The sequence below is a fragment of the Paraburkholderia sp. BR10923 genome, assembly GCF_040948765.1.
Taxonomy (GTDB): domain Bacteria; phylum Pseudomonadota; class Gammaproteobacteria; order Burkholderiales; family Burkholderiaceae; genus Paraburkholderia; species Paraburkholderia youngii.
This window is the reverse complement of the sequence record NZ_JBFPKO010000009.1, coordinates 19914-41254: the sequence shown is the minus strand read 5'-3', so window position 1 is coordinate 41254 and position 21341 is coordinate 19914. Positions and strand designations below refer to the sequence as shown.

General features: G+C 65.3%; 21 protein-coding genes. 5 read left to right on the top strand and 16 right to left on the bottom strand.

All coding sequences use genetic code 11. From position 1 onward, the window contains the following. Positions 1–77: 77 nt before the first annotated feature. The 11 genes from AB3X94_RS18445 to hyfB form a co-directional block, all read right to left on the bottom strand. The gene (locus tag AB3X94_RS18445; protein WP_368612295.1) at positions 78–845 is read right to left on the bottom strand and encodes a class II aldolase/adducin family protein; all 768 of its coding nucleotides are present in this window, start codon (positions 843–845) and stop codon (positions 78–80) included. 107 nt (positions 846–952) lie between these two features. Continuing rightward, positions 953–1540, bottom strand: coding sequence for an NTP transferase domain-containing protein (locus AB3X94_RS18440; protein ID WP_368612294.1), 588 nt, complete (start codon positions 1538–1540; stop codon positions 953–955). Between the two features lie 138 nt (positions 1541–1678). Beyond that, complete coding sequence (locus tag AB3X94_RS18435; RefSeq protein ID WP_368612293.1) at positions 1679–3892, bottom strand: xanthine dehydrogenase family protein molybdopterin-binding subunit; 2214 nt, start codon at positions 3890–3892, stop codon at positions 1679–1681. Then, positions 3889–4890 (bottom strand): xanthine dehydrogenase family protein subunit M, encoded by a 1002-nt coding sequence (locus AB3X94_RS18430; RefSeq protein ID WP_368612292.1) that lies wholly within the window; start codon positions 4888–4890, stop codon positions 3889–3891. The genes AB3X94_RS18435 and AB3X94_RS18430 overlap by 4 nt, the downstream gene beginning before the upstream one ends. Before the next feature lie 11 nt (positions 4891–4901). Then, on the bottom strand, positions 4902–5618 hold the full coding sequence (locus AB3X94_RS18425; protein WP_368612291.1) for a (2Fe-2S)-binding protein: 717 nt from the start codon (positions 5616–5618) through the stop codon (positions 4902–4904). 265 nt (positions 5619–5883) lie between these two features. After that, positions 5884–6393, bottom strand: coding sequence for an NADH-quinone oxidoreductase subunit B family protein (locus AB3X94_RS18420; RefSeq protein ID WP_368612290.1), 510 nt, complete (start codon positions 6391–6393; stop codon positions 5884–5886). Next, positions 6393–7955, bottom strand: coding sequence for an NADH-quinone oxidoreductase subunit C (locus AB3X94_RS18415; RefSeq protein WP_368612289.1), 1563 nt, complete (start codon positions 7953–7955; stop codon positions 6393–6395). The genes AB3X94_RS18420 and AB3X94_RS18415 overlap by 1 nt, the downstream gene beginning before the upstream one ends. 3 nt (positions 7956–7958) lie before the next feature. Then, positions 7959–9422: a hydrogenase 4 subunit F gene (locus AB3X94_RS18410; RefSeq protein ID WP_368612288.1), complete on the bottom strand. Its 1464-nt coding sequence runs from the start codon at positions 9420–9422 to the stop codon at positions 7959–7961. Beyond that, positions 9415–10074, bottom strand: coding sequence for a formate hydrogenlyase (locus tag AB3X94_RS18405; RefSeq protein WP_176107683.1), 660 nt, complete (start codon positions 10072–10074; stop codon positions 9415–9417). Before AB3X94_RS18405 ends, AB3X94_RS18410 begins: the two co-directional genes overlap by 8 nt. Further along, positions 10075–11025, bottom strand: a complete 951-nt coding sequence (locus tag AB3X94_RS18400; protein ID WP_176107684.1) for a respiratory chain complex I subunit 1 family protein — start codon at positions 11023–11025, stop codon at positions 10075–10077. Then, the gene (hyfB, locus tag AB3X94_RS18395; protein WP_368612287.1) at positions 11019–13025 is read right to left on the bottom strand and encodes a hydrogenase 4 subunit B; all 2007 of its coding nucleotides are present in this window, start codon (positions 13023–13025) and stop codon (positions 11019–11021) included. The genes AB3X94_RS18400 and hyfB overlap by 7 nt, the downstream gene beginning before the upstream one ends. Positions 13026–13222: 197 nt before the next feature. Here hyfB and AB3X94_RS18390 point away from each other — a divergent pair, with 197 nt between their 5' ends. Together AB3X94_RS18390 and AB3X94_RS18385 are read left to right on the top strand one after the other, a co-directional pair. Further along, positions 13223–13816, top strand: coding sequence for a YoaK family protein (locus tag AB3X94_RS18390; RefSeq protein ID WP_368612286.1), 594 nt, complete (start codon positions 13223–13225; stop codon positions 13814–13816). Between the two features lie 108 nt (positions 13817–13924). Then, positions 13925–14110: a CopG family transcriptional regulator gene (locus tag AB3X94_RS18385; RefSeq protein ID WP_090809355.1), complete on the top strand. Its 186-nt coding sequence runs from the start codon at positions 13925–13927 to the stop codon at positions 14108–14110. 25 nt (positions 14111–14135) lie between these two features. Here the strand turns inward: AB3X94_RS18385 and AB3X94_RS18380 are convergent, their stop codons facing one another. Together AB3X94_RS18380 and AB3X94_RS18375 are read right to left on the bottom strand one after the other, a co-directional pair. Further along, a complete protein-coding gene (locus AB3X94_RS18380; protein WP_176107686.1) occupies positions 14136–14972 on the bottom strand; it encodes a spermidine synthase in 837 nt (278 codons plus the stop codon). Between the two features lie 89 nt (positions 14973–15061). Next, positions 15062–15406 carry a zinc ribbon domain-containing protein YjdM gene (locus tag AB3X94_RS18375; RefSeq protein ID WP_368612285.1) on the bottom strand — a complete coding sequence of 115 codons (345 nt, stop codon included), beginning with the start codon at positions 15404–15406 and terminating at the stop codon, positions 15062–15064. Between the two features lie 301 nt (positions 15407–15707). On the opposite strand from AB3X94_RS18375, the gene xth reads away from it, so the two are divergent. Continuing rightward, positions 15708–16517, top strand: a complete 810-nt coding sequence (gene xth, locus AB3X94_RS18370; protein WP_176107688.1) for an exodeoxyribonuclease III — start codon at positions 15708–15710, stop codon at positions 16515–16517. Between the two features lie 113 nt (positions 16518–16630). Here xth and AB3X94_RS18365 read toward each other — a convergent pair whose 3' ends face one another. Both AB3X94_RS18365 and AB3X94_RS18360 read right to left on the bottom strand, forming a co-directional pair. Further along, a complete protein-coding gene (locus tag AB3X94_RS18365) occupies positions 16631–16897 on the bottom strand; it encodes a CsbD family protein (RefSeq protein WP_368612284.1) in 267 nt (88 codons plus the stop codon). 181 nt (positions 16898–17078) lie between these two features. After that, the gene (locus AB3X94_RS18360) at positions 17079–17762 is read right to left on the bottom strand and encodes a Pr6Pr family membrane protein (RefSeq protein ID WP_176107690.1); all 684 of its coding nucleotides are present in this window, start codon (positions 17760–17762) and stop codon (positions 17079–17081) included. A 243-nt stretch (positions 17763–18005) separates the two neighbouring features. Here AB3X94_RS18360 and AB3X94_RS18355 point away from each other — a divergent pair, with 243 nt between their 5' ends. Next, positions 18006–19418 carry a DUF2252 domain-containing protein gene (locus tag AB3X94_RS18355; protein ID WP_368612283.1) on the top strand — a complete coding sequence of 471 codons (1413 nt, stop codon included), beginning with the start codon at positions 18006–18008 and terminating at the stop codon, positions 19416–19418. A 35-nt stretch (positions 19419–19453) separates the two neighbouring features. Here AB3X94_RS18355 and AB3X94_RS18350 read toward each other — a convergent pair whose 3' ends face one another. After that, positions 19454–20287 (bottom strand): polysaccharide deacetylase family protein, encoded by an 834-nt coding sequence (locus AB3X94_RS18350; RefSeq protein ID WP_368612282.1) that lies wholly within the window; start codon positions 20285–20287, stop codon positions 19454–19456. Between the two features lie 275 nt (positions 20288–20562). Here AB3X94_RS18350 and AB3X94_RS18345 point away from each other — a divergent pair, with 275 nt between their 5' ends. Further along, on the top strand, positions 20563–21327 hold the full coding sequence (locus AB3X94_RS18345; RefSeq protein ID WP_176107693.1) for an SDR family oxidoreductase: 765 nt from the start codon (positions 20563–20565) through the stop codon (positions 21325–21327). Positions 21328–21341 lie beyond the last annotated feature (14 nt).

Here is a 21341-nt window from a genome sequence, read left to right as displayed (position 1 = left end):
AGATCGCCTACCGGTCACACCCCCGTTGCGTCGCATCGGCAACTCGGTCCATCACACTTTGCGTGACGCCCAGGCCTCTAGTCCGCAAAGCCGGGGTTACGACGATCGAGCCGGCGCAGCAGCCCCGGCCACACGAGCGCGCCTGGCGTCGCGCCCCTCGTCACGAGCTTGATCTGCTCCTTGATGTTGTCGAGAATCGGCGGCGCGATGGGGAGAAGCTTGCCGCCGCCCGCCTGCGCGCGTACCTGGATCATGCAGGCCGCCTCGAAGAAATACATCGCGACGAACGCATCCGCCGGCGTCCTGCCGACCGTCAGCAGGCCGTGGTTGCGCAGCATCAGATTCGTGTTGTGTCCGAGGTCCTGAACGAGGCGCGGCTTTTCGGCTTCATTGAGCGCGATGCCCTCGTAGTCGTGATAGCCGAGCGACGCGAGCACACCCAGCGACTGCTGCGACAGCGGCAACAAGCCCTCCGCCTGAGCCGACACGGCCACGCCGTTGATCGAGTGCGTGTGCATCACGCAAAGCGCGTCTTCGCGTGCCGCATGAATCGCGCTATGGATCGTGAAGCCGGCCGGATTGATGTCGTACGGCGATTCGCTGACCTTGCGGCCGTCGAGGTCGATCTTGACGAGCGATGACGCGGTGATCTCATCGAACATCATGCCGTACGGGTTGATCAGGAAATGATGCTCTGGGCCCGGCACGCGCGCCGAGATGTGGGTAAACACGAGGTCGTCCCAGCCGAATAGCGCGGTGAGACGGTAGGCGGCCGCGAGATTGACGCGTGCGTCCCACTCGGCCGGGGAGACGTCGTTCTTCAGACTGATGGCGGATGAGCTCACGTCGATACTCCTCGTTTGAAGATGCGAGTTCACATGATGTACTCGGAGCCGCCAAAAATCTGTCAGATACACGAAAGGTCGCGTCTCGGCGACGCTGAGCTTAGCCGCTAGAGCGCGCGCAAATCATCCGGCGTATCCACGTCGCGCAGAATGCCCGGATCGTCGACGTCGATGCGCGTCAGCGCTCGTGACTTGAGCAGCGCCTTCGCGCCGGTGTCGCCGTCGAGCGCGAGCAGCGCGTCGCGGTGCTCGCTGCCGAAGCCGACCGGATGGCCGCGCTGGCCGTCGTAGAACGGCGCGACGAGCGTCGCGCCGTTGTCGAGTGCGCGGGCTACCGCTTCGATGGTCGGAATTGCAATGCGCGGCATGTCGGCGAGCGCGACGATCCAGCCCTCGGCGTCGTCGCTCGCTTCGATGCCGGCGGCGAGGCTCGCGCCCATGCCGCGCTCGGCGCTCGCCGCAAACACGACATCACAGCCGGCATCGTTCAGCACGCGGGCGAGCGCGTCGGAGCCCGGCCGCACCACGGCGAGCACTCGCGTGACGACCTGCAGCAGCCGATGCGCGGCTTCATGCGCGACCAGGGTGCCGTCGGGCATGCGTGCGAGCAGTTTGTTGTGCAGCCCGCGCGGATCGAAGCGCGAGCCGGAACCGGCGGCGAGCAACACGCCAGTGGCGAGCGAGGCATAGGCCATCGGCGGATACCGGTAGAGAGGAGTGCCCCGATTGTGCGATGCAACGGGGCGGGAGGCAAGCGCGGCAGGACAAGCCCGATGCCAGCCGCCCGCCGCTCCGGCTTTCGCTGTTGCATCGTTTCCGCCGCTGCCGCCGGTTCAGGTCCGCGCCACCTTGTCCAGCGTGATCGGCAGATCTCGCACCCGCACGCCGGTCGCGTTGTACACCGCGTTCGCGATCGCGGCCACCACAGCCGTGATGCCGATCTCGCCGATCCCGCGCACGCCGAGCGAGTTGATGTACGGATCGGGCCGGTCGATGAACGCAATGTCGATCGTGCCGATATCGGCGTTCACCGGCACGTGATACTCGGCGAGGTTCGCGTTGGTGAAGCGTCCGAAGCGCTCATCGAGCGTGCTCTCTTCCTGCATCGCCGCGCCGATGCCCCACACGATGCCGCCCATCATCTGGCTGCGCGCGGTCTTCTGATTCAGCACGCGGCCGACGTCGTACACCGCGACCACGCGCGGCACGCGGATCGTGCCCAACTCGGCATCGACGTGGACCTCGACGAACACCGCGCCGAACGAGTGAAACGAGTACTTCTGCTTCTCGTCGCCTGGCTTCACGGTGGCGGTCGCCTCGATCGGCTTGCCGCCCGCGCGCGCGATGATCGCCGCGGCCGGATCACGCTTGTCGGGTTGCGAGCGGCTCACGACCCAGCCGCTTGCGACGGTGACGTCGTCGAGCGGCAAGCCATGCACGGGCGAGGCCGCATCGGCGAGCGCCAGCGCGATCAGTTGGCTGCGCGCCTGGCTCGCCGCGTCGCGCACCGCGGGCGACACGCTGGCCGCCGACTGCGAGCCGCCCGACACCGGCGCGCGCGGCAGCGACGAATCACCGAGCGCGAAGTGGATCTGCTCGGGCGTGAAGCCGAGCGCATCGGCGGCGACCTGGGTCATCACCGTGTAGGTGCCGGTGCCGATGTCCTGCGTGCCCGAGGCGACCACCGCGGTGCCGTCGGGCAGAATCTGCGCGAGCGCCGACGCCTCGCTGCGGTTGGCCGGATACGTCGCGGTCGCCATGCCCATGCCGATCAGCGTGTTGCCGTTGCGCGTCGAACGTGGCGTGTGCGAGCGGCGCGACCAGCCGAACTTCTCGGCGCCGATCTGATAGCACTCGCGCAGCGACTTGCCGGACCACGGCTTGTGCTCCTGCGGATCGCTGTCCGCGTAGTTTTTCAGGCGCAGCGCGAGCGGGTCCATCTTCAGCGCGACCGCGAGTTCGTCCATCGCCGATTCGAGCGCGAACGAGCCGGTGGTCTCGCCCGGCGCGCGCATGAAGGTCGGCGTGCCGACATTGAGCTGCACGAGCCGGTGCGTCGTCACCTGGTTGGGCACCGCGTACAGCATGCGCGTGACCATGCAGCAGGTCTCGGTCCAGTCTTCGATCATCGACGTGTTCGAGATGCTGTCGTGGCGCATCGCGGTCAGCGTGCCGTCATGCCGCGCGGCGATCACGAAGTGCTGCTCGGTGCGCGGCCGCGCGCCGACCGGGCCGAACATCTGCGGCCGTTCGAGCGCGAGCCGCACGGGCCGCCCGGTTTGCCGCGCGGCCATCGCGCACAGCGACACGTGCGACCACGACGAGCCCTTGCAGCCGAAGCCGCCGCCGATCAGCGGCGAAATCACGCGCACGTCGGACACGGGGATCGCGAACGTCTTCGCGAGCACCTGCGCGGTGCCGCTCACGCCCTGGGTCGAGTCGTAGACCGTCAGCTGCGGGCCGTCCCAGTGCGCCATCGTCGCGTGCGGCTCCATCGGGTTGTGATGCTCGATCGGCGTCGTATAGGTGGCCTCGATATGCACGTCGCCGCTTTGCATGCCGTCTTCGAAGCTGCCGCGCTGCGTGTCGGTCTGCCGGCCCTGCGGCTTGTCCGGCGCATGCGCGTGCGCTTTTGCCTGCTCGAAGTCGAGCACCGCGGTGCCCGGCTGATAGACGATGCGCAGCTGGCGCGCGGCATCGGTCGCATGTTCGAGCGTATCGGCGACGACTACCGCGACCGGCTCGTTGCTGTAGTGCACCTGGTTGTCTTGCAGAAGCGACAGGTACCGGCCGGCCGGAGGCGAGAACGCGGACTTGCCTCCGTTCGGCAGACGCGGCGCGTTCTGGTAGGTCATCACGAGCAGCACGCCGGGCACGGCCTCGGCGCGACTCGCATCGATCGACGAAATCGTGCCGGCCGGGATCGTGCTCGTCACGAGCACCCCATGCGCGAGGCGCGCCCCGGGGAATTCGGCTGCATAACGCGCGTCGCCGGTCACCTTCAGCAGACCGTCGACGCGATCGAGCGGTTGTCCGATCAGATTCATGCGACACCTCCCGCATTGCCGGCGGCCTGGTTGACCGCGCGCACGATCGCGCGCTGCGCGAGCTGGACCTTGAAGGCGTTGTCGTGACGCGGCTGCGCGCCGCTCAACGCGGCCGCGGCGGCGTTTTTCAACGTGGCCTGGCTGAGCGGCTGGCCGCTCAGCATGTGTTCGGCCACGTTCGCGCGCCACGGTTTGTGCGCGACGCCGCCGAGCGCGATACGCGCGGTCTGCACGCGCTCGCCGTCCATCTGCAACGCGGCCGCGACCGATACGAGCGCGAACGCATAGCTCGCGCGGTCACGCACCTTCAGATAGTGCGAATGCGCGCTGAACAGCGGCGGCGGCAGATCGACCGCGGTGATCAGCTCGCCGGGCTGCAACGTGGTATCGACGTCGGGCCGGTCGCCGGGCAGGCGATGGAAGTCGGCGAACGCGATCGTGCGCTCGCCACCGGGGCCGCTCACGCGCACCAGCGCATCGAGCGCGGCCAGCGCGACGCTCATGTCCGATGGGTTGACCGCGATGCATTGCGGGCTCGCGCCGAGGATCGCGTGCGCGCGGTTATGGCCGTCGAGCGCCGCGCAGCCGCTGCCGGGCAGGCGCTTGTTGCAATGCGTGAAAGCGGTGTCGTAGAAGTAGCCGCAGCGGGTGCGTTGCAGCAGATTGCCGCCGACCGTCGCCATGTTGCGCAACTGCGGCGACGCGCCCGCGAGCAGCGCTTGCGACAGCAGCGGGTACTGCTCGCGCACCAGCGCGTGATTGGCCGCGTCGCTATTGCGCACCAGCGCGCCGATGCGCAGGCCGCCGCCGGGCAGCGTCGTCACCGAGTCGAGGCCGCCGATGTGTGTGATATCGATGAGCCGCACCGGCCGCGCGACGCCGCCCTTCATCAGATCGAGCAGATTCGTGCCGCCGCCGATGAACACCGCGCCGGGCTGTTGCGCGGCGCGTACCGCGCTGGCGACGTCGCTGGCGCGTTCGTAGGAAATCGCATCCATGTCGGTCTCCGTCAGGCGTGCTCGTGCGCGGCGCGCACCGCGGCGACGATGTTCACGTACGCGCCGCAGCGGCAGATGTTGCCGCTCATGCGTTCGCGGATTTCGTCGTCGGTGAGCGCGGCGGGACGCGCGCGCACGTCGGCGGTCACGGTGCTCGCCGTGCCGCTGCGGAATTCGCCGAGCAGGGCGGTCGCCGAGCACAACTGCCCGGGCGTACAGTAGCCGCACTGGAACGCATCGTGTTCGATGAACGCGGCCTGCACAGGACTCAATGTGCCGTTGCTCGCGAGTCCTTCGACGGTCGTGATGTTCTCGCCTTCATGCATGACCGCGAGCGTTAGGCAGGAGTTGATGCGGCGGCCGTCGGCGAGCACCGTGCAGGCGCCGCATTGACCACGGTCGCAGCCTTTCTTCGTGCCCATCAGACCGGCGTATTCGCGCAACGCGTCGAGCAGCGTCACGCGCGGTTCGAGCTGTAGCGCGTATGCGCGGCCGTTGACGGTCAATGTAACGGGGCGCGGCGGCACCACGGGGTTGCTTTGCGGCGCGGGTGCGGCGGGTGCCTGCGCTTGCGCGCGCAGATTCGGCGCCGCGCCGATCGTCGCGGCGGCCGCCGCCGATTGCAGGAAGCGGCGGCGTGACGGTTGGGAAGGTGTGATGGTTTGCTCGGCGGCCGACTCTGAAGCGGGGGTGTCCCCGCAATGCTGACATTCTGTAGGCGTGGTCATGACGATCTGTTGACTCCATTGAAAGGTCAATGCAGGCTGACGACGCGTCGATGTCCAACGCATCGCGTTGACACAAACCACTGAGCAGCAATTTAAGTGCCGTTGCGGGTGCAGCTACAACGGTATTAAAGACTCGCTGCAAACGCAAAGCCGATCCGCGCAATAAAGGCAGGCCAATATGCGCAATGATCGGGATGGAGCCCGTGTGGAGTCGTGCAAAACGGGCAAAGTTGCACGTTTTGCACTGGGGAAAACGACCTGCGGCTCAACGCGCCCGGCAGGCTGTGAGGATGCCTCGCAGCAAATCGAGCGGCGGCGGCGGACATCCGGGGATCGTCACGTCCACCGGCAAGATCGACGAAACCGGGCCGCACACCGCGTAACTATTGGCAAAAATGCCGCCCGTGCATGCGCACTCGCCGGCGGCAACGACGAGTTTCGGAGCGGGGGTCGCGTCGTACGCGGCGAGCAGGGCCGTGCGCATACTCAGCGTCACCGGCCCGGTCACGAGCAGCAGGTCCGCATGCCGCGGACTCGCGACGAATTTGATGCCAAGCCCTTCGATGTTGTAGTACGGGTTGTTCAGCGCGTGAATCTCCAACTCGCAACCGTTGCATGAACCCGCATCGATCTGCCGGATGCACAGCGCCCGCCCAAGCAGATCGAGTATGTCCCCGCGAATGCGTCGCTCCTCGTGAAGCCATGCGTCTTCCGCCGCCGGCGCGGGTTCGTCGGGGAAATCGGTGCGCGCGAATTGCCGGATCAGTTGCCACATCAGAGATCGTGCCCCGCGTAGTTCAGGTTGAACGACTTGTTGATCAGCGGGAAATCGGGAACGATGTTGCCGATGATCGCGTGTTCGAGCGCCGGCCAGTTCTGCCATGACGGATCGTGGCAATGGCATCGGCCGATGACGTCGCCCGGGGCGAGATCGAGGGCGACGAATACGTCCCCTCGCCAGCCTTCCACCCAGCCTACGCCTTGCGCGTGCGCCGTTGCAGGCGTCATGGCGACGACCGCGGGACCGTCATCGGGAAGATTGGTGAGCAGCGTGCGGATCAGGCGCAGGGATTCATCGATTTCGGCGAAGCGCACCGCGACGCGTGCGGCAACGTCGCCGCGCGCATCGCTGACCGCATTGACCGCCATGTCGTCATACGGAGCAGCGCGCAAGTTCGCGCGAACGTCGAAGGTTCGGCCGCTGGCGCGGGCGGCCATGCCACGCACGCCGAAATGCTCGACGACAGCGGGCGTCAATCGTCCCGTGCCGAGGAACCGATTCTGCAGCCCGGACTGGTCTTCGTAGACTTTGCGCATCACGTGAACCTCGCGTTCGATCCGTTCGCATTGCTCGGTCAGCACCGCCGCGTCGTCGGGGCGAACATCGACCGATACACCGCCCGGCACGATCCGATCCATCAGGTACCGATGTCCGAACAGGCGGGCGTTCGTGCGTATCCAGTCCTCCTTGAGCCGCGAGAATTGCGCGAGTGCGAAGCCGAACCCGGCGTCGTTGCCCAGTGCGCCGAGGTCGCCGAGGTGGTTGGCCACGCGTTCGCGTTCGAGCAGAAGCGCACGCAGATACAGTGCGCGCTTCGACAGTTGCGTGCCGCTGGCTTGCTCGAGCGCCATGCAAAAGGCCCACGAGAACGCGACGGTCGAGTCGCCCGCAATCCTCGCGGCAACCCGATGACCGTGCGATGCGGGAGTACGTTCAAACAGACGCTCGACGCCGCGGTGCGCATAGCCGAGACGTTCTTCGAGGCGCAGCACCTTCTCGCCGACGACTGAAAAGCGGAAATGCCCCGGCTCGATGGTGCCGGCATGAATCGGCCCGACAGCTATCTCGTGTACGCCATCGCCCGCAACCTGCACGAACGGGTAGTCCGCCTCGCTCGATTCGAAATCTTCGACACCGGTCGCCTGCCTTTGCAGCGGGAAATAATCATCGGGCCAGTTGCCGTGATTGAGCCACGCGCGCGTGTCCTGGGCGCCACGCGCGCGCAGGCCGATCAGATCGAAGATCGCTCGTTGCATGCGAGTCGCGCACGGGAAAACGGTGGCGAGATCGGGATAGTCTCCACCGGCATTCTGCTGACGCCCGATTGGCAGGCGCACCCACGCTATGCCGTCATCGCATTCGTACGCGGCGTTCACCGAGAAACCGTCTTCGACTGCTTCGCTGCCCCACATTGCAACGAGGCGCCGCTGCTCCGCTCGCGCGGTGCGCGCAAGCTCGAGCCATGCCGATTCATCGGCGCTCACCACTGCTGCTGGAATCTGGCCCGCACGATGTGTGAGGCGGCTGGCGGCAAGTTGCATCGATTCGAGTCGCATCCGTCACCCCGCCAGCATCGTTGCGGCCTGGCGATACCATGTTGCCAAATACGGCGGCACATAGAGCCCAAGCATCAGCCCCAAGCCGAGATGCACGAATACCGGCAGCGGCGCGGGGCGATGCTCGAGCGGTTTGGCCGTCGTCGTTTCGCCGAACACCATTCGCTGCACGCGCGCGAAGATCGCCGCGAACGAAACGGCGAGGCCCAGCAGCAACAACGGCGCTGTCCACGGTAGCGTGTTCATCGCGGTCGTCAGGATCAGAAATTCGCTTGCGAACACGCCGAACGGCGGCAGTCCGAGAATCGCGAGCGCGCCGAGCATCATGCCCCAGCCGACTGTCGGGCTGACCCGCAGCAGCCCGCGAATGCCTTCGATCGCCTGGGTCCCCGCCTTTTGCGCCGCGTGGCCCACCGCAAAGAAGATCGCCGACTTGACGAGTGAATGGACGGTCATATGCAGCAGACCGGCGAACGTCGCGACCGGGCCGCCGAGGCCGAACGCGAACGTCATCAGTCCCATGTGCTCGATCGACGAATACGAAAACAGCCGCTTGACGTCCTTCTGCCGAAACAGCGAGAACGACGCGATCAGCACCGACACGAGCCCGAACCCGACCAGCAATCGTCCGGGCAGGCCATTGCCGAGCGCGCCGTCCGCCAGCACCTTGCAGCGCAGCACCGCGTACAGCGCGACGTTCAGCAGCAGCCCGGACAGCACCGCTGAGATCGGTGTCGGGCCTTCGGCATGCGCGTCCGGCAGCCAGTTGTGCATCGGCACGAGTCCGACCTTCGTGCCGTAGCCGACCAGCAGGAACACGAAGGCGATCGACACGATGGACGGGTCCAGGTGCGTCTTGACGGCTGCAAGGCTCGTCCACAGCAGCGCGTCGCCGTCGCTCAGTTGCCGGCTCGCGGCGAGGTACAGCAGGATCGTGCCGAACAAGGCCTGCGCGATGCCGACACCGCACAGGATGAAGTACTTCCAGGCGGCCTCGAGACTCGCGGCGGTCCGATACACGCTGACGAGCAGCACGGTCGCGAGCGTCGCGCCCTCCATCGCGACCCATAGCACGCCGAGGTTATTGGTCAGCAGCGCGAGCAGCATCGCGAACATGAACAACTGGTACATGCTGTGATAGAGGCGCATCCGCGTCGCCGTCATCCGCCCGCGCGCCTCTTCGATCTGCATGTACGGCCGCGAGAACAGCGACGTCGTCCAGCCGACGAATGCAGTCAGCGCGACGAGGTACACGTTCAGGGGATCGACGAAGAATGCACGATCGAACGCGAACGACGGTCCGCGTTCGACGGTGCGCGCGGCGAGCACCAGCGTCGCCGCGAACGTCACGAAGCTGAAGCCGGCGTTCAGGTTGCGCGCGACCGGAGCGGGGCGCACCCCCGCGAGACATGCGGCCGCCACGAGCGGAATGCCGAGCACGGCGAGCACGACGTGGGCGTCATTCATCTTTGAGTTTCTCGAGGTGATGGATGTCCAGGCTGTCGAACTGCTCGCGAATCTGGAACATGAAGACGCCCAGAATCAGAATCCCGACCAGCACGTCGAGTGCGATGCCGAGTTCCACGATCATCGGCATGCCGTTGGTCGCGGCCGTGGCGGCAAAGAACAGCCCGTTTTCCATCGACAGGAAGCCGATCACCTGGGGAACCGCCTTCGCGCGCGTGATCATCGCCATGAACGACAACAGCACGCACGCAAGCGCGATCCCGAGCGTGCCGCGCGCGGCCGACGTCGCGAGCTGGCTGATCGGCGACGCGACGTTGAACGCGATGATCACGAGCACGATGCCGATCAGCAGCGTGGCCGGAATGTTGATCAGCGGTTCGACGTCGGCCTGAATGTCGAGCCTGCGCACGAGCCGATACAGAATCCACGGAATCACGCCGACCTTCAGCACGAGCGTCAGTCCGGCCGACACGTACAGATGCGCATCATCCGTCACGAAACCGAGGATCAGGATTGCCACCACCAGCGCCACACCCTGCAACGTATAGAGATGGATCAGCGACAGGATGCGGCGCTGGCTCAGCATCGCGAACGACAGCATCAGCAGCACGGCAGCGAGGAAATTGATCAGTTGCGTCGCGTAGGCGTGCATTCAGGCTCCCAGCAGCAGATGGACGAGCATGCCGATCACGGCGAGCAGGAAGGCGGTCGCAAGGAACTCCGGAACCCGGAAAATCCGCATCTTCGCGTTGGCGGTCTCGACCACCGCCAGCGCGGCGCCGCCGACCATCAGCTTGACGAACAGTGCCGGCACCGCGAACAGCAGCGCGAGCGGATTACCCGCCGCGGCGATCCCCCACGGCATGAACAGCGCAATACCGATGCACGAGTAGGCGAACAGTTTGAGGCTGGCCGCCCATTCCATCAGCGCGAGGTGCCGCCCCGAATATTCGAGGGTCAGCGCCTCGTGGATCATCGTCAGCTCGAGGTGAGTGGTCGGATTGTCGACGGGCAGCCGCGCATTCTCGGCGAGCGACACCAGAGTGAACGCGATGCCGGCGAATGCCAGGCTCGGGTAGATGGTCAGCTCGCTGTGGCCGAGCGTCGCGACGATGCTCGTGAGCAGGGTCGACTGCGTGATCAGCGAGGCCGACAGCAGCACCATCAGCAGGGCCGGTTCCGCGAGGAAACCGACCAGCATCTCGCGGCGCGCGCCGAGCGTGCCGAATGCCGTGCCGACATCCATTGCCGCCAGCGACAGCGCGACGCGCGCGAACGCGAACAGGCCGACGAGCGCGATCGCATCCGCGGCGGGCGACAGCGGCAATTCGGTCGACAGCGTCGGCACGACTGCGCAGGCGAGCGTCATCGCGGCCCACACGACATAGGGCGCGCCACGGAACACCGGACTCGCGCCACGAGCGACGACCGACTCCTTGTTGAACAGCTTGTGGAGCATCCGGTACGGCTGCCAGATGCTGGGCGCGCGCCGGTTCTGCAGCCACGCGCGGCACTGGTTGACCCAGCCCGTGAGCAGTGGCGCCGCGGCAAGCGCCACGATGATCTCGAGGCTTTGCGACAGCACGCCGGATACAGTCACCATCGTCTCACCAGCATCAGCAGGAGGATCAGCACGGCGAAGCTGTAGGTCAGGTACACGGCGATCCGGCCCGTCTGCAGCCGACCCGCCCATTCCGCCGCGCGTTGCGTGAGTGCCGCGATACGCTCGTACAGAATCGACCACGTGCGGTCGGCGACCGAGACCCGGTAGGCCGGCTGCGCGTCGAACGGCGACGGCAATTGCCGCTCGATGCGCAGCAGCGGCGCGAAAATTTCGCGGATCGGTTGCCCGAAGCCTTCCGCCGTGTCCTGCATCCGCGCGGTCGTGAACGGGAAGCCGCAACTCCACGGCGCGGCCCGTCGCAGCCGACCGTGGTAGAAGCGCCACACCAGCACCCACGCAAGGCCGCAGCAGGCGACGAAAAACAGCATGAACACGACGGGCATGTAGCTCGCCCGCGCGGTCGATACCGGCACGAAGATCAGCCAGCCATGATTCTCCGCGCCGATTCCGGCGCCGACGAGCACGCGCGTGACCCGGTCCAGCACCTTGACGAACTGCGTGGGCATCAGTCCGAGCAGCACACCGGCCACCGCGAACCAGCAGAACGCGAGCCGTTCCCATCTGTTCGCGTCGTGTGCGCGACTCAGTTTCGCTTCTCTCGGCTGCCCGAGGAAGACGATGCCGAAGAACTTGACCATCGTGTAACCGGCCAGCGCTGCCGTCATCGCGACGAGCGCGGCCGCGATCGGCACCGTCATCGCCAGCACGGAATTCTGCAGACCGGGCGTGAACAGAAAGCTTTGCAGCAGCAGCCACTCCGCCACGAAGCCGCTCATCGGAGGCAAGCCAGCGCTGGCCGCGACGCCCGTGAGCACGGCCCAGGCGGTCCACGGCATAACACGGAGCAGGCCGCCGAGCTTGCCGAGATTGCGCTCCCCGGTGGCATGCAGCACGGCCCCGGTGCCGAGGAACAGCAGGCTCTTGAAGGCTGCATGCGCGACGATCTGGTAGAGCATCGCGGTCAGCGCAAGCGCGGACAGCTCCGTCATCCCGTACGCGCGAAACAGCACCGCGAGCCCGAGCGCGACGATCATCAGGCCGACGTTGTCGATCGACGAATACGCGAGCAGACGCTTCATGTCGACCTGGATCGTACTGAACACCACGCCGAGCAGCGCGGTGCCGATGCCCAGCACGAGCAGCAGCGCGCCCCACCAGGCGATCTGCACGTGCAGCAGGTCGAACACGGTGCGGATCAGGCCATACAGACCGACCTTCAGCACGAACCCGCTGAGCAGCGCCGATACAGGGGATGGCGCCGCGGGATGGGCGTCCGGCAGCCACACGTGCAACGGGAACACGCCCGCCTTGGCACCGAATCCGACCAGCGCGAACAGGAAGGCGAGCGAGGCCCAGAACGCGTCGGGCGACTGCGCGCGCAGGTTGGCAAACGTGTAGTCGCCGGTGCGCGCCTGCAGGATGCCGAAGCAAAGCAGCAGCGCGAGCGCGCCGACGTGGGAGATCAGGAAATACAGGTAGCCTGCGCGGCGGATTTCGCCGAGCCGATGATTGGTCATCACGAGGAACGTCGCGGACAGCGTCAGCGTTTCCCAGGCGACCATGAACACATAGGCGTCGTCGGCGATCAGCACGAGCGCGATGCTCGCGATGCAAACGTGGTACTCGAAGCAGATGAGTCCTGGCGCCGAGCCTTCGCCCTTGCGGAAATAACCGGCGGAAAAGGCGCCGATCCCCGCGCTGACGACACCCAGCACGAACAGAAAATAGCCCGATAGCGCATCGACGCGCAGATGAAACGGCAACCCGGGCAGGCCGATGGGCAGCACCGCGGTGGTCGGTTCGGTGAAGATGCCGGCGAGTCCCGCCGCTCCCAGCAGCAGCCCTCCCAGCGCGCCGAGCGGAAACAGCCCGTGAGCGACGAGTCGCGTGCGATGCAGAACTCCGAGACCCAGCGTGCCGATCGCGAGCCAGGCGGCTGCGACCAGCAGGACGAAATGGACGACTGGGAAAGGTGCCATCCGGAATGTCTCCAGTACGCTCGGTTTGGACGAGGAGCATGGAATGAGCTCCGGCTTGCCGGCCTCACTCGAATCGCATTATGACATTAGAAACCAATCTGGATAACAGGATATGATAATGCCATTATCATGTGAACCACATATTCGCCACGTCTTTGACACGTCTTTGCCGTTGCTCCAAGCGATTGAGTGATCCTATGCCTGCGCAGTACTTTCGAAGCCTGACGGGAAAACACCGCAGCACGAGCGCGAACCGTCAGCTCGGGTTTTCTCTTGCCTTCGTCGCCGGCGCCACCAATGCGGGCGGCTTTCTCGCGGTCAGGCAATACACGTCGCACATGAGCGGCATCGTGTCCGCGATCGCGGATCAGGCGGCGCTCGGCGACCTCCGGCTCGTGCTGGCTGGCATTGGTTCGCTGGCGTCGTTTCTGGTCGGAGCGGGGTGCTCGGCGGTGCTCGTCAACTGGGGGCGCCGCCGCAGCCTGCAAAGCCAGTACGTGCTGCCGTTGGTGGTCGAGGCCGCGCTGCTGCTGCTGTTCGGTCTGCTCGGCAGCCACCTCGCGCTAGGCGAAGCATTCTTCGTCCCCCTGACCGTGATCCTGCTGTGCTTCATCATGGGGCTGCAGAATGCGATGATCACCAAGTTGTCGGGTGCGGACGGCGCAATCGGTTTCAAGCATGTGGGCTACGTGTCGACCGTGCCGCTCGCTGGCGCACTCGTCACGCTGGCGATCGTGCCTGTCGTCGATGATCTGTTGACCTGTCTCTGCCGGTTCGAGCGCAGGCACTGAGCTCACGCGAGGACGGGGGAATGCTGGCGTGAAATGCCGGTTCTGGTCGTGCCGTCCAAAGCAAATGCATTATAATTTGGTTAGCATATTTGCCGACTCGTCCTCGCAATGGAAACGAAAACCGCACGCCTGACCGTCCTGATCGACCCCGCCAAGAAAGAGGCATTCGAAATGCTCTGCTCGGCGCAGGATCTGACGCCGTCACAAGTCGTCCGCCAACTGATCCGCGAGTATCTCGAGCGTCACGGCGTGACCTACAAGACCAAGAGCCCGCTTGCCAAGCGCGGAAAGTAACGCCCGGGTTGACGCCTCGCGCCGGTCAACCGCCGATTTCCCAGTGCCCCTGTCCTTGCTCACGCCAGATCAGCCGCTTCGGATCGAGGCGCTCTCCCTCTTTCAGGCGGCGCGCAGTGACGGATAGTTTGAGTTCGTCTGCAAAGGCAAACGAGAGGGCACGCTCGAATAGCACTTGTCTGGGCGGCAAACGATGCCCGCTTTTCCAGGCAAACGCGACGAAGTTGCTGTCGTCGCCGCACCGAACGAGCGCATAGCAAACGCCAAATGCGGATTTCAGCCACTCGAGGTGCTGCGGTATGGCTGGATCATCGTCCGTGAAGTTGATGACGAGGACGCCCGTCTCGGTCAGTCGCTCGCGACACGCGGCGAAGAATGCGAGGTTCGCACAGCGGCTCGCGATCCCTTCCGCGACGAACGCATCGAGCAGGATCACGTCCGTGCGGATGTCATCCTGCATCAGGTAGTCCGCGCCATCGGCGCAAACCACCTTGAACCGCGCGTCGTCCGCCGGAATCCTGAATACTTCACGCAGCGCGATCACCTCGGGGCTGATCTCGACCGCTTCGATCGTGACCTCGGGCAGATGCCGATAGCAATATTTCGCCAGCGAACCCCCACCTAGTCCGATCATGCAGATGTGCGTGGGGGCGGGCTGCAGCAACAGAAATCCCATCATCGCGCGCGTATAGCCGAGCGTGAGCTTCTCCGGGTTGCTGAGCGACATGAAGCTCTGAGTGGAGAAGTGATCGAAGTGTAGCGACACCGCGTGCTGCGTCTCCAGCACGAACGGTTGCCCGTCACTGATTGGCGTGGACAGAAATTTGACGAACGCGTCGTACGAGGTTCGATCCTCAGCCATTCTCGGTATGCTCGGGTAGCCAACCAGTCGATTGAATCATGCAGTGCGAACCGCGCTTCGGAGCGGGGCCGCCAACGGCGAACGGCCCGTCAGACCTTCTTCAGAAAGCAGGCCTTGAGCATGAAGCTGCCGGCGTCGGTCTTGCAGTCGATTTCGTGATCGCCGCCGACGATCCGGATGCTCTTCACCTTGGTGCCCATCTTCAGCGTGATCGACGAACCCTTGACGCGCAAATCCTTGATCAGCACGACCGAATCCCCGTCGGCCAGCACGTTGCCGTTCGCATCCTTGACGACGCTACGGGCGGGTTCATCGTTCGCATCGGCGCCAGCGTTTGCCGACCATTCGTGACCGCAGTCCGCACACACGTACAGCGTGCCGTCAGGGTAGGTATTTTCCATCGCGCATTGCGGGCAGGCGGGGGCAGCGTTCATTGCAGCTTCCATTGAAACGACTTGAGGACAGTCAGTAAAAAACAGGCGGGCAACCCGCCTCGCCAGAGTCGGCATCGTGCCGGCGGCTCATGGGCGCATAAAATTATAATGCAATACACATCCTCTTACCTTCCAATTAGCATCTGCTTCCGGTGCCATTCATCAGACTTGCGGGTAGCTTCGCTGCGGATGTCGACAGCTTCGAGCTGGATGGAAAGTTGCGGGTGATAAATTTGGAACGGGCCAACCGGGCCAAAATGGGGTCGGTGCTCGCGGTGCCACAGGCGACGGAGGGACGATCATGGCGAAGCTGCGCATTGCGACGTTCAACATCAACGGAATCCGCTCGCGCCAGGCGGCGCTTTTTCAATGGCTCGAGCGCGAGGCGCCGGACGTCGTGTGTCTGCAGGAACTGAAGGCGGTGGATAGCGCGTTTCCCGTCGACGCCTTGCGCGAAGCCGGTTATGGCGCCGTCTGGCAAGGCCAGAGCGCATGGAATGGCGTGGCGATTCTGGCCAAAGGCGAAGCGCCGCTCGAGCGGCGGCGCGGTCTGCCCGGTTTCGAAGACGACACGCATAGCCGCTACATCGAGGCCGCGGTCGGCGGCGTGCTGATCGTGTGTCTGTACCTGCCGAACGGCAATCCGCAGCCGGGCCCCAAGTTCGACTACAAGCTCGCGTGGTTCGATCATCTGATCGCGCATGCGGCGCAGCTCTACGAGAGCGGCCACCCGGTCGTGATCGCCGGCGACTTCAACGTCGTGCCGACCGACGAAGACATCTACAACCCGCGCTCGTGGCTAAAGGATGCGCTGTTGCAGCCGGAGAGCCGCGAGCGCTATCGAAAGCTGCTCGCGCAAGGCTGGACCGACGCGCTGCGCACGCATTTCGGCGACGAACGTGTGTACACGTTCTGGGATTATTTCCGCCGTCATTGGGACACGAATTCGGGGTTGCGCATCGATCATCTGCTGCTGAGCGCCGATCTCGCGCCGCGTCTGCGAGACGCGGGCGTCGACCGCTGGGTGCGCGGCGAACCGCATGCGAGCGATCATGCGCCGGCGTGGATCGAACTGGAGATGGGCGCCGGCCGCAAGAAGAAGAGCGGCTAGTAAAGCAGAGCGGCTAGTAAAGCAGCGGGCGATCCGCTTGACGCGAATCGCCCGCTTTGGTGCGACTGCTTCGCACTGTCGTTCGGCGCCTACGATCCGGCGCCGCGCCTGCATCAGTCGTAGTCGCGACCGCCGCGCGACCACAGCGCGCCCATCACGAACCCGGCGAGTGCGACGACGGCCAGCGTCGTGAACGGGCTTTCGGCCGTCGTGTCGCGCAAGAGGCTCGTCGTGTTCGCGCATAACTGCTGCGCCTTGCCGCTCAATTCGCGCGCCTTGCCCGCTACCTGCGCGCCGGTGTCGCCGACTGCGTCGCCGACTGCGCTCTGCACCTTGCCGGCGACTTCCTTTACCGCGCCTGCCGCTGAATTCGTGTCCATATGCATCGCTCCTGTTGTCATATTTACGTGCGGGCGCGCTGCAATTGCAACGCGCCCGCACAAGGGCGCCGCGCAAGCCGCGCCGGTGCGGCGTCAGCCTGCGTCAGTGACGAAAGGGGTGCAAGAAATGCGCCTGGAAACGCGGCGCTATGCATCCGGCTAGATGGAATGTGCTGGAACATCATCGTCGGCGCCTGGAATTGATGCCGACGAACACGGCCAGCAGCATTAGAAAACCGCCGAACAGCAGCGCGGAATTGACCAGCACCTGGCGCAGCCCGAGCGATTCGACGTCGATGAACGGATACGGATAGAAATCCGACAGGCTGCCGCGCCAGAACGTGATGCCGAGATAGGCGAGCGGATAGACGAGCCATAGCAGGCAGTGACGCAAGCGCAGATGGAAGCGCGGCACGAACAGCACCCAGTAGAGCGCGGCGAGCAATGGCAGCGCGCTGTGCAGCGACTCATTGAGCATGCGCCGGTAGGGCGACAGCGGCCACATTCCGCGCAACAGCACGTTGTACGCGATGCCGACGAACACCATGTACGCGACCACCGCGGTCACGACGGTCGGCTGGCGGAAAAAGCGCACGAGCGGCGAGCGGTGCTTCCACAGCGCGACGCTGGTGAAGCAGAAGGCGCTGGCGAGCACCGTCAGATTGGTGAGGTAGCTGCTCATGCGCGCGAGCGCGTCGAACACGGTGAGACCGCGCGCGAGCGTGCGATCGATGGCCAGGTCGGCTTGCGCGAGGATCGCCATCCACGCGATCAGCGCAATCACCGCCGCCAACGTCAGCGACGACACACTGGGCGTATGCAGCGGCAGCTCGGACTCGCGCTGCGGAACGAGGGTAGGGCGCATGCGCTCGATTCTACGCGCGGTGGGCGCTCGCTCGCATGTGCTTTCTCGCGCATGCGAGCCGGCGGTTGCGAAAATACTACGGGGTACTACGGAGGTCGGATAGATGACGACGAACGCGCTTAACCGTGTTGTGTTCCGACCCGTTATGATCGCGACTGCAGCCCTAGCTATTAACAGCGCCACGCGCGGCAAGCAGTCTCTATCGTCGCCGGTTGAAGAATCGCAAAGAAGCGGAGAGAAAGCATGAAAGCCAGCACCATTGCCGAACGGGAAGCGCGCGGCCGCGCCGCACGCGAGCATTCGAAACGCTCGAGCCATCGGGCGGTCGGCGAGTTGCACCGCGATCCGATCGAGCTGCTGAAGCGAAGCAGCGCGGAGCGCGTCGAGAATCTGGTGCCGCTGCGCTATGGGCGCATGGCAGCCTCGCCGCTTGCGTTTCATCGCGGCAGTGCGATTCTGCAAGCGCACGATCTGAGCAAGGTGCACGACAGCGGTCTTAGCATGCCGATCTGCGGCGACGGCCATCTGATGAATTTCGGCGGATTCGCGACACCCGAGCGGCAACTGGTCTTCGACCTGAACGATTTCGATGAAGTCTCGATCGGCCCGTTCGAATGGGACCTGAAACGCCTGTGCGCGAGCCTCGTCGTGGCCGCGCGGCAGATGCGCCTGAGCCGCGGCACCGCCGAGAGTCTCGTGATGACCGCGGTCGGTTCGTATCGCGATCGCGTCGCGCAATACGCGCAGTTCGGCGCGCTCGACCTGTGGTACGACCGCATCACGTTCGACCGCATGGCCGAGATCGCACTGACGCCCGAGCGCCGGCGCACGGTGCGGCGTGCCATGGAAAAGGCCGCGAGCCGCACGCATCAAAGCCTGCTGGGAAAAATGGCATCGTTCGACGGCAATCGTTGGACCATCCACGACACGCCGCCCGCGCTGTTTCACGTGCTCGGTGCGAACACGCTGTTCACAGCCGAGGAAACCGAAACCTACCGGACCGGCAACATCGAAAAGATGATCGAGCTGGTGTGGGACGAGTACCGCAAGTCGATGTCGCACGATAGGCGCGATCTGCTCGATCACTTCACGAGGCACGACGTCGTGTTCAAGGTGGCTGGCGTCGGCAGCGTCGGCACGCGTTGTCTGGTCGTGCTGCTCGTCGATCACATGGGCGAGCCGTTGTTCCTCCAGATGAAGGAGGCGCGGCCATCGGTCATCGCGCAGTTCTACAAGTCGCCGACGGTCAAGCATCAGGGCGAGCGCGTCGTGCAAGGTCAGCGGCTGCTGCAAACCGCGAGCGACGTGTTCCTCGGCTGGGGGACGGGGCCGCACGGGCGGCAGTTCTATTTCCGCCAACTGCGCGACATGAAGCTGTCCGCGAATATCGAGCTGTTCTACAGCGAACTGCTCGACGGCTACGCGCGGCTATGCGGCTGGATCATGGCGCGCGCGCATGCGAAGGCGAGCGGGCAGGCGATCGAGATCAGCGCGTACATCGGCCGCGGCGATCAGTTCGCCGAAGCGCTGAGCGGCTACGCGAGTGCCTACGCGGATCAGGTCGAGCGCGACTACGAGGGGTTCATCAAAGCGTGTCGCGCCGGCAAGCTCGAAGCGCGTACCGATGAAGAGATGGCGGTGGATTTTCGCGTGTAGCGCTGTTCGCGTCGAGTGTCGCTTCACGCCTGTCGTCACGCATCGACGCGCGCTTCGCGCAGCGTGACGAACCGCAGATGCCGCTCGCGCGCTGCTTCGATCACGCTCGGCAGCACCGCGAGAATCAGCGGCTGGCCTTCGATGGTCAGCGCGGCGTTGCCATCGTGCAGCAACAGGATGTCGCGCGCGGCGAGGCCATCGAGCAGCCGCCGCGCGACCACGTGCGGGTTGCGCTCGCGCGTATCGTAGCCGCGCCGTGTCCACGCGGCGAGACGCAGATCGAGCTTGCGCAGCACCGGCTCCAGAAAGAGATTGCGCAGTCCGGCGGGCGCGCGGAAGAACATCGGCCGCGCGCCGCTGACGGATTCGAGCGTGCGTTGCGCCGCGGCGATCTCGCGCGTCAACGCGTGCGGAAACGTGACCGAAAACGTATGCACGTGCACCTGCGAATGATTTTCGAGCGCATGTCCACGCGCGACGATCTCACGCGCGAGTTGCGGATAGCGCTCGACCTTCGAGCCGATGCAGAAGAACGTCGCCCGCACGTCGAACGCGTCGAGCAGATCGAGCACTTGCGGCGTGACGACGGGATCGGGGCCGTCGTCGATGGTCAGCGCGATCGCATCCGCGTTGCGCGGGCTCGCGGGCAGTCGGGTCCAGTTCGGTCCGAGCAGCGTCGTGCGCGGCAACAGTCCGGTGATCGTAAACAGCGCGTGATTCGCGATGATCGAGGCGAGCCACCATGGCCACGCGGCTGGTGCAACAGCCACGCCGATCAGCACGATCACGTGCCAGCCGATCGTGCCGTTCAGCAGTGCGGAGTTGCGGCTACGCGGCCAGCGGCGCGACGGGTTCGGGCATTCATTCATCGATACGTGCTTCCAGTGCGCCTTCGTCCGTCCAGGGAAGGCTGTGAATCTTGCGCGCGATGCGCAACCGCGAACGATACCACTGTTGCGCGCGCCGACGTGCCGCGCTCGGCGGCCACGTACCCGGCGAAAGCGCGCTGAAAGACTCCCGTGGTTTGCGATCACCGATTCGCTGTTGTATGGTGCGGAGCGAAAAGCGGCGCGAGTGTCGATGGCGATCGGACCGATTGCTGGAAAAAGCGCGCGTCGCGACCCAATACAACAGGAGATGCGCGATGTGGCAAACAGGAAACGGCAAAGTGGCGCTGGTGACAGGCGCGGGCAGCGGCATCGGCCGCGCGTGCGCCCTGACGCTTGCGAAGCACGGCTATAGCGTGGTGCTCGCCGGACGCCGCCAGGCCGCGCTCGATGCGGTCGCGCAGGAAGCGCAAGCGCAGCACGGCGAAGCGCTCGCGGTGTCGTGCGACGTGACCGACGCCGACAGCGTCGCCGCGCTATTCGACACGATCCGCGCGCGCTTCGGCCGGCTCGACGTGCTGTTCAACAACGCGGGACGCAACGGCTCGCCGGTCGATCTCGACGAAGTGAGCATCGACGAATGGCGCTCGATCGTCGACACCAACCTGAACGGCGTATTCCTGTGCACGCGCGCGGCGTTCGGGCTGATGAAGACGCAAAACCCGCGCGGTGGCCGCATCATCAACAACGGCTCGATTTCCGCGCACGCGCCGCGTCCGAACAGCGCCGCCTACACGGCGACCAAACACGCGATCACCGGGCTCACGAAAGCGGTGTCGCTCGACGGCCGCAAATACGACATCGTGTGCGGGCAGATCGACATCGGCAACGCGGGAACCGAGATGGCCGCGCGGATGGCGCGCGGCGTGCCGCAAGCGAACGGCGAGATCGCGGTCGAGCCGCTGATGGACGTGCAGCATGTCGCCGACGCGGTGTTGCATATGGCGAGCCTGCCGCTGTCGGCGAACGTGCAGTTCATGACGATCATGGCGAGCAAGATGCCGTTCGTCGGGCGCGGCTGAGCGGCGCGCAGCAC